At 68.7% G+C, this 13,496-nt stretch carries 11 protein-coding genes; 8 read left to right on the forward strand and 3 right to left on the reverse strand.

Features of this window, described 5'->3' with window-relative positions; translation table 11 throughout:
* Positions 1-2: 2 nt before the first annotated feature.
* Positions 3-620, reverse strand: coding sequence for a DUF7158 domain-containing protein (locus AC5Y4T_RS12330; protein WP_499953257.1), 618 nt, complete (start codon positions 618-620; stop codon positions 3-5).
* The gene (locus AC5Y4T_RS12335) at positions 617-4,798 is read right to left on the reverse strand and encodes a glycoside hydrolase family 38 N-terminal domain-containing protein (protein WP_499953259.1); all 4,182 of its coding nucleotides are present in this window, start codon (positions 4,796-4,798) and stop codon (positions 617-619) included. The genes AC5Y4T_RS12330 and AC5Y4T_RS12335 overlap by 4 nt, the downstream gene beginning before the upstream one ends.
* A 78-nt stretch (positions 4,799-4,876) precedes the next feature.
* On the opposite strand from AC5Y4T_RS12335, the gene AC5Y4T_RS12340 reads away from it, so the two are divergent.
* From AC5Y4T_RS12340 to AC5Y4T_RS12375, 8 genes are all read left to right on the forward strand, one after another.
* On the forward strand, positions 4,877-5,470 hold the full coding sequence (locus AC5Y4T_RS12340) for a DinB family protein (protein WP_499953498.1): 594 nt from the start codon (positions 4,877-4,879) through the stop codon (positions 5,468-5,470).
* Positions 5,471-5,511: 41 nt separating this feature from the next.
* Positions 5,512-6,858: an ABC1 kinase family protein gene (locus AC5Y4T_RS12345; RefSeq protein ID WP_499918176.1), complete on the forward strand. Its 1,347-nt coding sequence runs from the start codon at positions 5,512-5,514 to the stop codon at positions 6,856-6,858.
* On the forward strand, positions 6,858-7,763 hold the full coding sequence (locus AC5Y4T_RS12350; protein ID WP_499953263.1) for an alpha/beta fold hydrolase: 906 nt from the start codon (positions 6,858-6,860) through the stop codon (positions 7,761-7,763). Before AC5Y4T_RS12345 ends, AC5Y4T_RS12350 begins: the two co-directional genes overlap by 1 nt.
* An 88-nt stretch (positions 7,764-7,851) precedes the next feature.
* On the forward strand, positions 7,852-8,712 hold the full coding sequence (locus tag AC5Y4T_RS12355; RefSeq protein ID WP_499953267.1) for a cyclopropane mycolic acid synthase family methyltransferase: 861 nt from the start codon (positions 7,852-7,854) through the stop codon (positions 8,710-8,712).
* A gap of 124 nt (positions 8,713-8,836) precedes the next feature.
* A complete protein-coding gene (gene mmaA2 / locus AC5Y4T_RS12360; RefSeq protein WP_499918266.1) occupies positions 8,837-9,703 on the forward strand; it encodes a cyclopropane mycolic acid synthase MmaA2 in 867 nt (288 codons plus the stop codon).
* Between the two features lie 148 nt (positions 9,704-9,851).
* Entirely contained in the window at positions 9,852-10,748 is an 897-nt protein-coding gene (gene mmaA4 / locus AC5Y4T_RS12365; RefSeq protein WP_499918173.1) for a hydroxymycolate synthase MmaA4, read from the forward strand.
* A gap of 80 nt (positions 10,749-10,828) precedes the next feature.
* Positions 10,829-11,527, forward strand: a complete 699-nt coding sequence (locus AC5Y4T_RS12370) for a YciI family protein (protein ID WP_499953271.1) — start codon at positions 10,829-10,831, stop codon at positions 11,525-11,527.
* Positions 11,528-11,530: 3 nt separating this feature from the next.
* Positions 11,531-12,748: an RNA polymerase sigma factor gene (locus tag AC5Y4T_RS12375; protein ID WP_499918171.1), complete on the forward strand. Its 1,218-nt coding sequence runs from the start codon at positions 11,531-11,533 to the stop codon at positions 12,746-12,748.
* Here the strand turns inward: AC5Y4T_RS12375 and rplA are convergent.
* Complete coding sequence (gene rplA, locus AC5Y4T_RS12380; protein WP_499953274.1) at positions 12,745-13,452, reverse strand: 50S ribosomal protein L1; 708 nt, start codon at positions 13,450-13,452, stop codon at positions 12,745-12,747. The genes AC5Y4T_RS12375 and rplA overlap by 4 nt on opposite strands.
* Positions 13,453-13,496: the final 44 nt, after the last annotated feature.

The raw sequence follows: 13,496 nt of genomic DNA on the forward strand, positions 1-13,496 counted from the left end.
GTTCAGTGCCGGTGGGTGTTGTCGGGTTGGCGAGGGTCGCCGGGATGCTCGTAGCCGGGTGCCAGCTCGACCAGCGCGGCGCGGCGCGCGTCCAGCCACAGCCGGAAGGCCCGCCGTCGCGCGGCGCCGCGCAGCTGCTCTTCGATGGCCGATCGCACCTCGTCCAGCGGTGGTGCCGCGGACGCCGTTGTGCACCAGCCATGTTCGAGCTGTTGCGGCGCGGCGAAGCGCAGCGGGTTGCGGGCGTGGTAGGCGGCCACCTCGGTGTCGGCAACCCGCACCTCGGCGGTGACGTCGGCGAACAGCGCGCGGGCACGCGGATCGGCCAGCGCGGCGGCGGCGACGCTGCCGAGCTCCAGCCGGGCGGCCACGTCGGGCAGCAACTCGGCCTCGGATGGCGCGCCGAGTCCGGTCAGCCCGCGCGCGGCCGCCTCCGCGGCGACCACCCGCTCGGTGACGATCAGCTGGGTCAGCCAGCGCCGCAGTTGACGGCCCTCGCTGGTGCCGCTGGCCGGCAGGCCGGCCGCGCCGCGTGAGCCGCGCAGCCGTGCTTCGGCGGCGTCGAGCACGCCAGGCGCAACGGGCACGCCGGCAACGATCGCTATCGGCCGCACGCTCATGTCACCGTCACCTTCACCGCCGGCGAGTAGACCAGTCGGCCCGCGCAGCCGATCCGCACCAGCGCCCACCACTGGCCGGGTTCGAGCCAGGCCGGCGGTGTCAGCTGGAAGCCTAGGTCGACGGTGCAGCGGGCCGGTAGCACCGCGCCGAGCGCGCCGGGACCGATCCATTCCCAGGTGCCCCACGGGCTGATCAGGTGCGCCTCGAGATTCAGGTCGGCGCCGGCGTGGCTGCCGACCGTGACGGTCAGGGTGCCCGCTTCGCCGGGTCGCAGCGCGACCTCGGCGGGACCGTCGGCCAGGTAGACGAGCTCATCGGCTGCCTCGCCCACCGTCACCACGCACACATCCTCAACGGGCTGGCGCCACGACGGCGGGACCTCGTCGCCGGTGACGCGCAGTTCGGCTCGGATCGGGTAAACGCCGGGTTCGGCGCGCGCCGGGACGGAGACCAGCACGTCGGTGTGCAGGTGGTCACCGCTCGGCAGGGTGAAGGGCAGTTCGGCGGGCCGGGCCGTCCAGCCGTCCGGACACCGCAAAGTGACCGTGCCGTGCAGCGTGGCGTCGGTGCTGTCGCTGGCCGCGGTGAGGCGCAACGTCACCTCGCCGCCGGCCTGCCCGGTCACCCGTGGCGGGTGCAGGTGGGCGACCGCCGGCAGCCCGCCGAGCGGCGCGGGGCCGCGATTGTGCAGCCAGTACCGCGCGTACAGCGGCTGCGCGGCCTCGGCGTTCGGGGCCAGGTCGGGGGCGCCGGTCGCGGCCCGGGTCGCGCCGAAGCGGGCCAGCACGGTCGCCACCTGGTAGCCGTGCAGCCCGACCGAGGACACGCGTTCGGGGTGCGTTTCCAGCAGATCGGCGCGTCGCAGGTCGCGCACCGTCGCGACGTCGGAGTCGATGACGACGTCGGCGCCCGCCCCGGTGGTCTCCACCAAGCGCAGGGCGACCTCGTTCGGGTCCAGCGGCGCCGCGCTGCCCGCGGCCAGTGGGTTTCCGGCCGCCTTGAGGGCGGCCAGCTGTACCGATTCGGCGGGCTCGACGCGCAGCAGCGACCCGGCCGGCGGCAGCGCGGTCCCCGGTCGGCCCGATGCGACGGCGAGCAGTGGCTGGGAGAACTGCGCGCTGCGGGCGGGGATCTCGGCCCGCCGCCAGTCGCCGGCCCCGCTGACCAACGCGTAGTCGAAGGTGTGGGTCCAGTGCTGCAGGCCGAAGTTGGACCCGTCCGGCGCGGTGCGCCGCGGGTCGTCGATCCAGATGCCCGACGGCCAGCCGGTGCAGGAACGCATCAGCGCGGTGTGCAGCGTGCCCTCGGTGTCGACGGCGAAGCTGGGCACCCCGCGGTTGAGCAGGGCGACGGTGTGGTCCTCGAAAACGCCTGTCCCCGAGGGTGCGTGCTGCGACACGGTGATCTCGGCGTCGGCGAGGTCGTCGACGACGGCGGCGATGGCGGCCCGCAGGTCGGCCTCGTCGTGGCCGTCGATGACCAGCACCGGCAGCGCGCGCGTCGCGCGCAGGTCGGCGTCGGGCACCCACACGGCGTTCAGCGGCGTCTCGGCCGGCACCCATACTCGGGCCCGACCGGTCGTCGCCAATTGGCGCTTCAGTTCTGCGGCGTGGGCCGGAGCCCCGGCCAGCACGGCCGCGGCGAAGGCGTTGCGCGCGGGCCCGCCCAGCGCGATGCGGGCGTCGGGCAGGTTCGAATCGACCTCGAGGTTGCCGTAGCGCGGCTTGGCCGCGGAGCTGCAGGTGGCCGTGACGCCGGCGCGGACCAGCGCGACCATCAGCTCGCGGGCCAGCGGACCGGACACCGCCTCGGCCGGCGACACCACCTCGGCGACCGAGATCGCCCGCACGCCGGTGCCCGATACCCGGACCCGGGCCGCCGAGGACAGGCCGAACCAGCCGTACGCCGGGTTGTCCAGGGTCCACAGGTGCTGGGCGGTGTCCACCGAGCGGGGGCCGCCGGGGGTGGGGTGCAGCAGCGCAAACCCGCGGCCGACGACGGCGTCGCCCACCTCGCTGACCGGCATGGCGCCCGGCACCGGGCACGGCCAGCGCAGCCGCACCAGCTGGTCGGCGCCGGTGAACTCGTCGATCGTGGTGCGGCAGTCCACCCGGGCGACGCCGTGCCACAGGGTCAGGGTTTGCGTGTAGCGCAGCAGCGTGCCGACCCGGCCGTGCACCACCACTCGCTGGCCCAGCGGCCCATGAAAGGCCTGCACCCGCGCGGGGCTTTCGGCCGAGCACACCACCGGCCCCTTGGGCAGCAGATGCCACGGGCCTTCGCCCTGGCTCGGGTGCGCCGGATACTCCTCGTAGACGGCCAGCTCGTTGCCCACCCGCCCGTCGGCGATCAGCTCGCGTCCGTCCTGGATCAGCGAGGCGACTCCGCCGCCGCGCGCCGGGTCGACCTCGACGCGGTAGTGCTCGTTGCAGATCGCCGTTCCCACCACCGGTTCCCAGCCGGCCGGATCGCCCCCTGCGCCGGGCACCAGCCGATACGCCCGCCAGCCCAGCGACGGCACGTCGCGCGCCAACCAGCTGATCGACCGGCCGCCGTGCTCGACGTGGGCGGCCAGCTCGACACCATCGGCGCCGAGCACCCGGACCCGCGCGCCCAGGAACGGGTCGAGGCGCACGGTGACGACGTCGGTGCGCGGGCAGGTCAGCGGGTTCCACACCACCACGTCGCCGTCGACCGCGTTGGACAACACCGCCAGCGCGCGGTCGCGGGCCGTGCCGCCGAGCTCCCACGCGTCGCGCCATCCGGTCAGCAGGTCGAGGTACACCTGGTCGGATTCCGAGCCGGTGATGGCGTCGTGGTGTGCGCCGTAGACCAGCTGCACCCAGGCCTTGGCCAGGGCGGCCTGCGGGTACGCGGCGCCGGTCAGCAGCCCGGCGAACACCGCGAAGCGCTCGGCCGCCAGCACGGCGTCCTCGGCGGCCCGGTTGGCCTGCTTGGTGTCGATGTAGGAGACGTCCTTGCCGGTGTAGATCGGGTTCATGTCCCGGGTCTGGGGCGATGGTTCTCCAGGCGCGCAGCGCCCATCCGCCAGTTCGGCACGCACCGCCGCGAAGAACTCGCACGGCAGCCCGCACACGAACCGCGGCCAGGTGTAACGGGCGGCCCAGTCGCGGTGGATCTCGGTGACCCACTTGTTGGGCGGGGTGTAGTCGGTGCCGACCGGTAGCAGCACATTGCGGGTGAGGGCGACCTTTTTGAGCTGAGCGAAAAGGTCGTACGTGGCACTCTCGGCCTCGCCCAGCGACGCCGCGGAGTCCATCCACCAGCCCGCCGAGTAGTGCGCCGGCATGTAATGCGTCAGCAGCCCGCGGCCCGATGGCGAGATCCACTCGAACTCGCTGCAGAACTGCATCCGCTCGATATCGCCGCCGCCCAGCGCCGGACCCCACTGGTGGTGCGGGCCCCTGGCCCACGAACTCGACGTCAGCCCCGCGTCGGCGGCCATCCCGGGGAATTGCGGATCGTGGCCGAACACGTCCAGCTGCCACGCGGTGGCCGGGTTGGCGCCCAGGACGTTCCGCTGAAAACCCATGCCGTGCACCAGGTTTCGAATCGTCGTCTCGGGGCTGGTGAGGTTGGTGTTGGGTTCGTTGTAGGTGCCGCCCATCACCTCGACGCGGCCCTGGCCGATGAACCGGCGCAGGTCGGCCCGGTCCTCGGGCCGGGTGTCCCAGTACGGCTTGAGGTAGTCGACCTCGGCCAGCACGAACTTGTAGTCGGGATCGCGGCGCGCCATCTCCAGATGCGCACGCACCAGGTCGAAGCCGTTCCGTTGGCGGGCTCGTCCCGGCGGGTCCTCGGCCCACTCGCTGGTGTACGCGCCCTGGGTGTTCCACCACACCGGGTCGTAGTGGAAGTGGCTGACCATGAACATCGTCCAGCCGGGCTCGGCCACGGTGAACTCGAACGGCAGCCGCTGGCCACCGGCGTGCACCCGCGCGGAACGGCGCTGCCCGACGACGCCCTCCTGCACGGTCACCGCGACCTCGACGACCTCGCGCCCGGGTTCGGCAACCGCCTCGCCGAGCAGGCCGTGGCCGTCGACGCGGACCGGCGTCTGGTCCGCACACTCGGCGACGGTGACGCGGACCAGCTGCAGCGGCGCATGCGGTGGCCCGACGAACAGCTCGGTCGACTCGGCCTTCGTCAGTTGCATGCCGAAACCACCTGCATCCCCGAACCTTACGGCGCGGCGAGCCCCTAGGATCGATCAATGCCCGCCCTCGCCCCGCCGGTGGCCGACGAACGCAGCGCCCTTCGCGAATTCCTGGCGTACCACCAGAGCGCCTATTTCGCGGTCAGCCATGGCCTCACCGACGACCAGGCCCGAGCCACGCCCTCGGTCAGCGCGCTGTCGATCGGCGGCCTGGTCAAGCACGCCACCGGGATGCAACGCAGCTGGATGGCGCGCGTGGCCGCGGCACCGGACGCGCCGCCGAAAGACCCCCGGCCGTTCGAGCAGATCGCCGCGGAGTTCGCCGATCAGCACGTGATGCGACTCGACGAGACGCTGGCCGGGCTGCTGGGGGCGTTCGAGGCGCAGAACGCGACGTCGCTGCGGCTGGTGGAGACCGCCGACCTGGACGCCGCGGTGCCCGTTCCGCAGGACATCCCGTGGTTTCCCAAGGATCAGCGGGCCTGGTCGGTGCGCTGGGTGATCCTGCACGTGATCAACGAGCTGGCCCGGCATTCCGGGCACGCCGACATCATCCGGGAGACGATCGACGGCGCCACGATGTACGAGCTGATCGCCGCGCGGGAAGGCTGGGCGATCGAGGGCTGGGTGCAGCCCTGGAAAAGCGGGGAAAGCGGTGGCCGCCCGCGTTAGAGGATTGGGATTCATCCGTGCCGGTTTGGCACACTGCACTGATGAGCTCTACCAAACATCGAGAGGGAGCCAAGCTCGACCGGGTGCCGCTCCCGGTCGAAGCGGCCCGGGTAGCCGCGACGGGTTGGCAGGTCACCCGCACCGGCGCTCGCATCCTCACCAAGCTGCCGGGTAGGGGTCCGTGGCAGCAGAAGGTGATCAAGCAGCTGCCGCAGACCTTCGCCGACCTGGGACCGACGTACGTCAAGTTCGGGCAGATCATCGCGTCCAGCCCCGGAGCGTTCGGCGAATCCCTGTCCCGCGAGTTCCGCGGCCTGCTCGACCGGGTGCCGCCCGCCGACTCCGGCGAGGTGCACAAGCTCATCGTCGAAGACCTGGGCGGCGACCCGTCGGAGTTGTTCGCCGAATGGGACGAGACGCCGTTCGCGTCGGCGTCCATCGCCCAGGTGCACTACGCCACCCTGCACACCGGCGAGCAGGTGGTGGTCAAGATCCAGCGACCGGGGATCCGGCGCCGGGTCGCGGCCGACCTGCAGATCCTCAAGCGTTTCGCGCAGGCCGTCGAATTGGCCAAGCTGGGCCGGCGGCTCTCGGCGCAAGACGTGGTCGCCGACTTCTCCGACAACCTGGCCGAGGAGCTGAACTTCCGGCTGGAGGCACAGTCGATGGAGGCCTGGGTGTCGCACCTGCACCCCTCCCCCCTGGGCAAGAACATCCGGGTGCCGCAGGTGTTCTGGGATTTCACCAGCGACCGGGTGCTGACGATGGAGCGGGTGCAGGGCATCCGGATCGACGACGTCGCGGCCATCCGCAAGGCCGGGTTCGACGGTGTCGAGCTGGTCAAGGCGCTGCTCTTCTCGCTGTTCGAGGGCGGGTTGCGGCACGGGTTGTTCCACGGCGACCTGCACGCAGGCAACCTCTACGTCGACGATCAGGGCCGCATCGTCTTCTTCGATTTCGGCATCATGGGCCGCATCGATCCCCGCACCCGCTGGCTGCTGCGCGAGCTGGTGTACGCGCTCCTGGTCAAGAAGGACCACGCCGCGGCGGGCAAGATCGTGGTGTTGATGGGCGCCGTCGGCACCATGAAGCCCGAGGCCGAGGCCGCCAAGGACCTGGAAAAATTCGCGACCCCGCTGACCATGCAGACACTCGGCGACATGTCCTACGCGGACATCGGCCGGCAGTTGTCGGCGCTGGCCGACGCCTACGACGTCAAGCTCCCCCGCGAGCTGGTGCTGATCGGCAAGCAATTCCTCTATGTCGAGCGGTACATGAAGCTGCTGGCGCCCAGGTGGCAGATGATGTCGGATCCGCAACTGACGGGTTATTTCGCGAACTTCATGGTCGAAGTCAGCCGCGAGCACTCCTCGGACGTCGAGGTCTGATGGAGGTCCGCGCCGGGAACGCCACATCGGGCGACTTGAAGCTGTACTACGAGGACATGGGCGACATCGACGACCCGCCCGTGCTGCTGATCATGGGGCTGGGCGCCCAGCTGCTGCTGTGGCGAACCGCGTTCTGCGAGAAGCTGGTCGGGCACCGGCTGCGCGTCATCCGGTACGACAACCGCGACGTCGGCCTTTCGAGCAAGACCCAGCGTCGCAGCTCGGGGCAGCCGCTGGTGATGCGCTTGGTCCGCTCCTTTCTGGGGCTGCCGAGCAAAGCGGCGTACAAGCTCGAGGACATGGCCGACGACGCCGCGGCCGTGCTCGATCACCTGGGCATCGAGCAGGCGCACATCGTGGGCGCTTCGATGGGCGGGATGATCGCCCAGATTTTCGCCGGGCGATTCCGAGAGCGGACGAAGACGCTGGGAATCATCTTCTCCAGCAACAATTCGGCGTTCTTGCCACCGCCCGGGCCTCGCCAATTGCTGGCGCTCATCAAGGGACCGGCGCCGAGTTCGCCGCGCGACGTGATCATCGACAATGCCATTCGCGTCAGCAAGATCATCGGCAGCCCGCGGTACCCGGCTCCCGAGGAGCAGCTGCGGGCCGAGGCCATCGAAAGCTACGAACGCAGCTACTACCCGTGGGGCGTCGCCCGGCATTTCGACGCGGTGCTGGGCAGCGGCAGCCTGCGTGGCTACAACCGCCAGACCACCGCGCCCACCGTGGTGATCCACGGCCGGGCCGACAAGCTGATGCGCCCGTCCGGTGGGCGCGCCGTGGCGCGGGCGATCGATGGGGCCCGACTGGTGACATACGACGGCATGGGTCATGATCTTCCACAGCAGTTGTGGGATCAGGTGATCGGCGTGCTAGCGGAAAACATCAACGAGGCGCGCTAGCCAAAAACACTTGGTAGAAACACATCCCCGCGATTTCCGGTCCGTGTCGCAGGGTTGTACGGTTGGCACGGAAGGGCGGGTGTCGCTAATGGCAAAGCTGAAGCCGTATTACGAAGAATCGCAGGCAACCTACGACATTTCGGACGACTTCTTCGCACTGTTCCTCGACCCGAACATGGTGTACACCTGCGCCTACTTCAAAAACGACGACATGACCCTGGAAGAGGCGCAACTCGCCAAGATCGATCTGGCGCTGGACAAGATGAAACTCGAGCCCGGGATGACGGTGCTCGACGTCGGATGCGGCTGGGGCGGCGCCGTGGTGCGGGCGGTGGAGAAGTACGACGTGAATGTCATCGGCATCACGTTGAGCCGCAACCACTACGCGCGCACCAAAGCGCGGCTGGCGGCGATCCCGACGACGCGGCGCACCGAGGCCCGTTTGCAGGGCTGGGAAGAATTCGACGAGCAGGTCGATCGGATCATCAGTTTCGAGGCCTTCGACGCATTCAAAAAAGAACGCTGGCCGACGTTCTGGGATTGGGCCTATAAGACCCTTCCCGAAGGCAGCCGAATGCTGATGCACAGCATTTTCACGCATCCGCAGAACTACTGGCACGAGCACGGCATCACGATCACGATGTCGGATCTGCGATTCCTGCGCTTCCTCGGCAAGGAAATCTTCCCCGGCGGACACATGTGCGGCGAGCCCGATATCGTCGACAATTCCCGGAACAGCGGATTCACACTCGAGCACACCCAATACCTGCAGCCGCATTATGCGCGGACACTCGACACGTGGGCGGCCAACCTGGCGGCGAATCGCGAACGCGCCATCGCCATCCAGTCCGAAGAGGTCTACGACCGCTTCATGCGCTATCTGACCGGCTGCGCGGAGCTGTTCCGCAAAGGCATCTCCAACGTGGCCCAGTACACGCTCACCAAATAGCGCCCGCCCGGCGCATCCGGGCCGGGGCTGACTGAACCGAACTGTTCGCGGCTTCGTAACAGGGGTATACAGAGCAGAACGCTTGCCTGCCAGAGGGGGGCCAGGAAGAAAGGCGCGCAGGCTCATGGCTGCCAAAAATCTCACGCCGCACTTCGAGGACGTCCAGGCGCACTACGACCTATCGGACGATTTTTTCCGCCTGTTTCTCGATCCCACCCGGACCTACAGCTGCGCGTTCTTCGCCCGCGACGACATGACGCTGGAAGAGGCACAGCTCGCCAAGATCGACCTGGCGCTGGGGAAGCTGGGGCTGCGGCCCGGCATGACGCTGCTCGACGTGGGCTGCGGGTGGGGCGCCACCATGCGCCGGGCGATCGAAAAGTATGACGTCAACGTCATCGGGCTGACCCTGTCGAAGAACCAGGCCGCGCACGTTCAGCAGTCGCTCGATCAGGTGGACAGCCCGCGTGACAGGCGGGTGTTTCTCAAGGGTTGGGAGCAGTTCGAGGAGCCCGTCGACCGCATCGTGTCGATCGGGGCGTTCGAGCACTTCGGCCGCGACCGCTACGACGGTTTCTTCGCGATGGCCCACAACGTCATGCCCGACGAAGGCGTAATGCTGCTGCACACGATCACCGGGCTGACGAAGCAGGAAACCATCGACCGGGGCTTGCCGATATCCCTCCGGCTGCTTCGCTTTCTCAAGTTCATCCAGACCGAGATTTTCCCCGGCGGCCAGTTGCCGTCCATCGAGATGGTGGAGGAGCACTCGTCGAAGGCGGGCTTCACGCTCACCCGCCGCCAGTCGCTTCAGCAGCACTACGCCAGAACCCTCGACCTGTGGGCCGAGGCCCTGCTTGCGCACAAGGACGAGGCCATCGAAGTGCAGTCCGAGGAAGTCTACGAGCGCTACCTCAAGTATCTGACCGGCTGCGCGAAGTTATTCCGGGCCGGCTACGTCGACGTCAACCAGTTCACCCTCGAAAAGTAGACTGCTATCCGCGGCCGGGACCGCGACGCGCACGTGCACCCTTGCGAATTCACGCCTCGACATTGGGTATCGTTGCAGGTCACGTGCGACCCCGGCGGTGGTGCGCGGATCGCAGGAAGTGCACCTCATCGGAGAGAACAGGACGAAAATGGCTGAGCAACCGACTAGCCCGACGAAGACGCGGACGCGTTCGGAGGACATCCAGGCGCATTACGACGTCTCCGACGACTTCTTCGGCCTCTTCCAGGACCCGTCCCGGATCTACAGCTGCGCGTACTTCGAGCGCGACGACATGAGCCTGGAAGAGGCCCAGTACGCCAAGATCGACCTCAACCTGGACAAATTGGACCTCAAGCCGGGCATGACCCTGCTCGACATCGGCTGCGGGTGGGGCACCACCATGAAGCGCGCCGTCGAGCGGTTCGACGTCAACGTCATCGGCCTGACGCTGTCCAAGAACCAGCACGCCCGCGCCGAGGCGTTGCTCGGTTCGATCGACACCGACCGCTCACGCCAGGTCCGCCTGCAGAACTGGGAAGACTTCAACGAGCCCGTCGACCGCATCGTGTCGATCGAGGCCTTCGAGCACTTCGGCCACGAGAACTACGACGACTTCTTCAAGCGGACGTTCGACATCATGCCCGAGGACGGCCGGATGACCGTTCAAAGCAGCGTCAGCTACCACCCGTATGACCTGGCGGCGCGCGGCAAGAAGCTGAGCTTCGAGACCGCGCGGTTCATCAAGTTCATCGTCACCGAGATCTTCCCGGGGGGCCGGCTGCCGTCCACCCAGATGATGGTCGACCACGGCGAGAAGGCGGGATTTGTTGTCCCCGAACCGCTTTCACTGCGCCCGCACTACATCAAGACACTGCACATCTGGGGCGACACGCTCGAGTCGAACCGGGACAAGGCGATCGAGGTCACCTCGGAAGAGGTCTACAACCGCTACATCAAGTATCTGCGCGGCTGCGAGCACTACTTCGGCGACGAGATGCTCGACGTCAGCCTGGTGACCTACCTCAAGCCGGGAGCTGCCGCCTAGCTGTCGGATCGGCGCTGCGGCGTTCGTCGAATAGGTAGAGAGTGGAGCACGGGCTCCGCTCACGACCGGAGGTGACGACCATGCAGTACTTCGCGCTGTTGATCAGCCAAGAACAAGACCGCACACCCGACGATGCGGCCGCCGCGATGGCGGAATGGGAGAACTTCCACGCCAAAGCCGGCTCCGCGATCAAATCCGGAGATGCGCTGGCTCCCGCCGCCGAAGCGGTGCTCATCACCGGCGGTCCGGATGCCCCGGTGGTCACCGACGGGCCCTTCGCCGAGACCGCCGAGGTGGCCTGCGGCTATTACGTGTTCGAAGCGGAAAACCTCGACGAGGCGCTGGCACTGGCGCGCGACATCCCGCTCGCCGCGTTCGGGGCCGTGGAGGTGTGGCCAGCCGTCCATTCGATCGAGCTGTCGCGCAAGCTCACCGGCAACGACTGGCTCGCGCTGCTGCTGGAGCCGCCGGCCACCGCCCACACGCCCGGCACACCGGAGTGGGAGTCGGTGGCAGCGAAACACGCCGACCTCCACGCGGCCGCGGGCGACCACATCATCGGCGGCGCCGCGCTGCACGACCGGTCCACGGCGACGACCGTGCGGGTCCGCGACGGCGAGGTTCTGCTCACCGACGGGCCGTACGTGGAGGGCGCCGAAATCGCCACGGGAATCTACCTACTGGGCGCTGCCGACCGCGACGAGGCGGTCAAGATCGCATCGATGATCCCCGCCTCGGCGGTGCAGGTCCGGCAACTGGCTGGAGTCTCGGCGCTGTAGACCATGGCTAACCTGGACGGCGTCTTCCGCCGGGAATGGGGACCCGCGGTGGCCGCGCTCGCGCGGTGGTCGGGTGACCTCACCGTCGCCGAGGACGCCGTCCAGGAGGCCTGCGCCGAAGCGCTGCGCACCTGGCCGCACGAGGGGATGCCCGCCAACCCGGGCGGCTGGCTCATCACAGTCGGCCGTAACCGGGCCCGGGACCGGCTGCGCCGCGAGTCCGCGCGTCCCGGAAAGGAATTGGCGGCTGTGTTGGACGACATCAGGGCGCGTACCGATCACACCGATCCGCATCCGGTGCGCGACGACGAGTTGCGGATGATGTTCACCTGCGCCCACCCGGCGCTGGATCGGCAATCGCAATTGGCCCTGACGCTGCGGTTGGTGTCCGGGTTGACCGTCGGCGAGATCGCGCGTGCGCTGTTGCAGAGCGAGGCGGCCGTCGGTCAGCGAATCACGCGCGCCAAGAACAAGATTCGGCACGCCAACATCCCGCTGCGGGTGCCGCCGGCCGAGCTGCTGCCCGAGCGCACGCCGCACGTGTTCGGTTGCGTCTATTCGGTGTTCACCGAAGGCTACTGGTCGACCGCTGGCCCGTCGGCCATCCGGGACGACCTGTGTGACGAAGGGATCCGGCTGGGCGCGGAGCTGTGCGCGCTGCTGCCCGACGAGCCGGAGGCGCACGCGCTGTCGGCCCTGATGTTGCTGCACGATTCGCGGCGCGCGACCCGGGTGGACGATTCCGGGATGCTGGTGCCGCTCGAGGACCAGGACCGGCGCCGATGGGACCGGGGGCGCATCTCGCGCGGGCTCGACCGGTTGAAGCGCGCCCAGGGGTCGACGGGCAGTTATCTGCCCCAGGCGGTGATCGCAGCGTTGCATGCCACGGCGCCGTCCTGGGAGCAGACCGACTGGGTGACCATCTGCGCCGCCTACGACCGGCTGTTCGGACTGACCCACTCGCCGGTGGTGGCGGCCAACAGGGCGCTGGCGATCGGATTTCGCGACGGCCCCGATGCCGGCTTGGCCGCCCTGGACAAGGTGGCCCACGATCCGCGGCTGACCCGCTCCAATCTCGTCGCGACCGTGCGCGCCGACCTGCTGCGGCGCGCGGGCAGACCCGCCGATGCCCTCAGGTGGTACCGAGAGGCATTGGAATCCAATGGATCTGACCCCGGCCGCGCGTTTCTGCGGCGGCGCATCGTCGAGTGCGGGGGTTAGCCCTCAGCGAAGTTGCGGGTGACGGCCGGGTCCACCGGGATACCCGGTCCGGTCGTCGTCGAGACCACGATCTTCTTCAAGTAGCGGCCCTTGGAGGCGGACGGCTTGAGCCGCAGCACCTCGTCCAGCGCGGCACCGTAGTTCTCGGCCAGGGCCTTCTCGTCGAACGAGGCCTTGCCGATCACGAAGTGCAGGTTGGCCTGCTTGTCGATGCGGAAGTTGATCTTGCCGCCCTTGATGTCGGCGACGGCCTTGGCGACGTCGGGAGTCACCGTGCCCGTCTTGGGGTTCGGCATCAGCCCGCGGGGGCCGAGCACGCGAGCGATGCGACCGACCTTGGCCATCTGGTCCGGGGTCGCGATCGCCGCGTCGAATTCCAGCCAGCCGCCCTGGATCTTCTCGATCAGGTCGTCGCTGCCCACGATGTCGGCGCCGGCGGCCTGGGCCTGCTCGGCCTTGTCACCCACCGCGAACACCGCGACGCGGGCGGTCTTGCCGGTGCCGTGCGGAAGGTTGACCGTGCCGCGGACCATCTGGTCGGCCTTGCGCGGGTCGACGCCGAGCCGGATGGCGACCTCGACGGTCGAGTCCTGCTTGCTCGACGACGTTTCCTTGGCGAGCTTGGCCGCTTCCAGCGGGGTGTAGAGGTTGTCGCGGTCCACCTTTTCGGCGGCGGCGCGGTATGCCTTGCTGTTCTTGCTCATTCATTCATCCAATCGTGTGTTGGGTCGTGGTTGAACGGGCCGAA

It is taken from the genome of Mycobacterium sp. NGS11 (assembly GCF_059813315.1).

What these genes read in the sequence shown, in the direction of transcription:
- AC5Y4T_RS12375 (WP_499918171.1), top strand. Translation starts at nt 11,531, where the DNA reads ATGGCTAACCTGGACGGCGTCTTCCGCCGGGAATGGGGACCCGCGGTG.
- AC5Y4T_RS12370 (WP_499953271.1), top strand. Translation starts at nt 10,829, where the DNA reads ATGCAGTACTTCGCGCTGTTGATCAGCCAAGAACAAGACCGCACACCC.
- AC5Y4T_RS12330 (WP_499953257.1), bottom strand. Translation starts at nt 620, where the DNA reads ATGAGCGTGCGGCCGATAGCGATCGTTGCCGGCGTGCCCGTTGCGCCT.
- AC5Y4T_RS12355 (WP_499953267.1), top strand. Translation starts at nt 7,852, where the DNA reads ATGGCAAAGCTGAAGCCGTATTACGAAGAATCGCAGGCAACCTACGAC.
- AC5Y4T_RS12335 (WP_499953259.1), bottom strand. Translation starts at nt 4,798, where the DNA reads ATGCAACTGACGAAGGCCGAGTCGACCGAGCTGTTCGTCGGGCCACCG.
- AC5Y4T_RS12345 (WP_499918176.1), top strand. Translation starts at nt 5,512, where the DNA reads ATGAGCTCTACCAAACATCGAGAGGGAGCCAAGCTCGACCGGGTGCCG.
- mmaA2 (WP_499918266.1), top strand. Translation starts at nt 8,837, where the DNA reads ATGGCTGCCAAAAATCTCACGCCGCACTTCGAGGACGTCCAGGCGCAC.
- AC5Y4T_RS12350 (WP_499953263.1), top strand. Translation starts at nt 6,858, where the DNA reads ATGGAGGTCCGCGCCGGGAACGCCACATCGGGCGACTTGAAGCTGTAC.
- mmaA4 (WP_499918173.1), top strand. Translation starts at nt 9,852, where the DNA reads ATGGCTGAGCAACCGACTAGCCCGACGAAGACGCGGACGCGTTCGGAG.
- rplA (WP_499953274.1), bottom strand. Translation starts at nt 13,452, where the DNA reads ATGAGCAAGAACAGCAAGGCATACCGCGCCGCCGCCGAAAAGGTGGAC.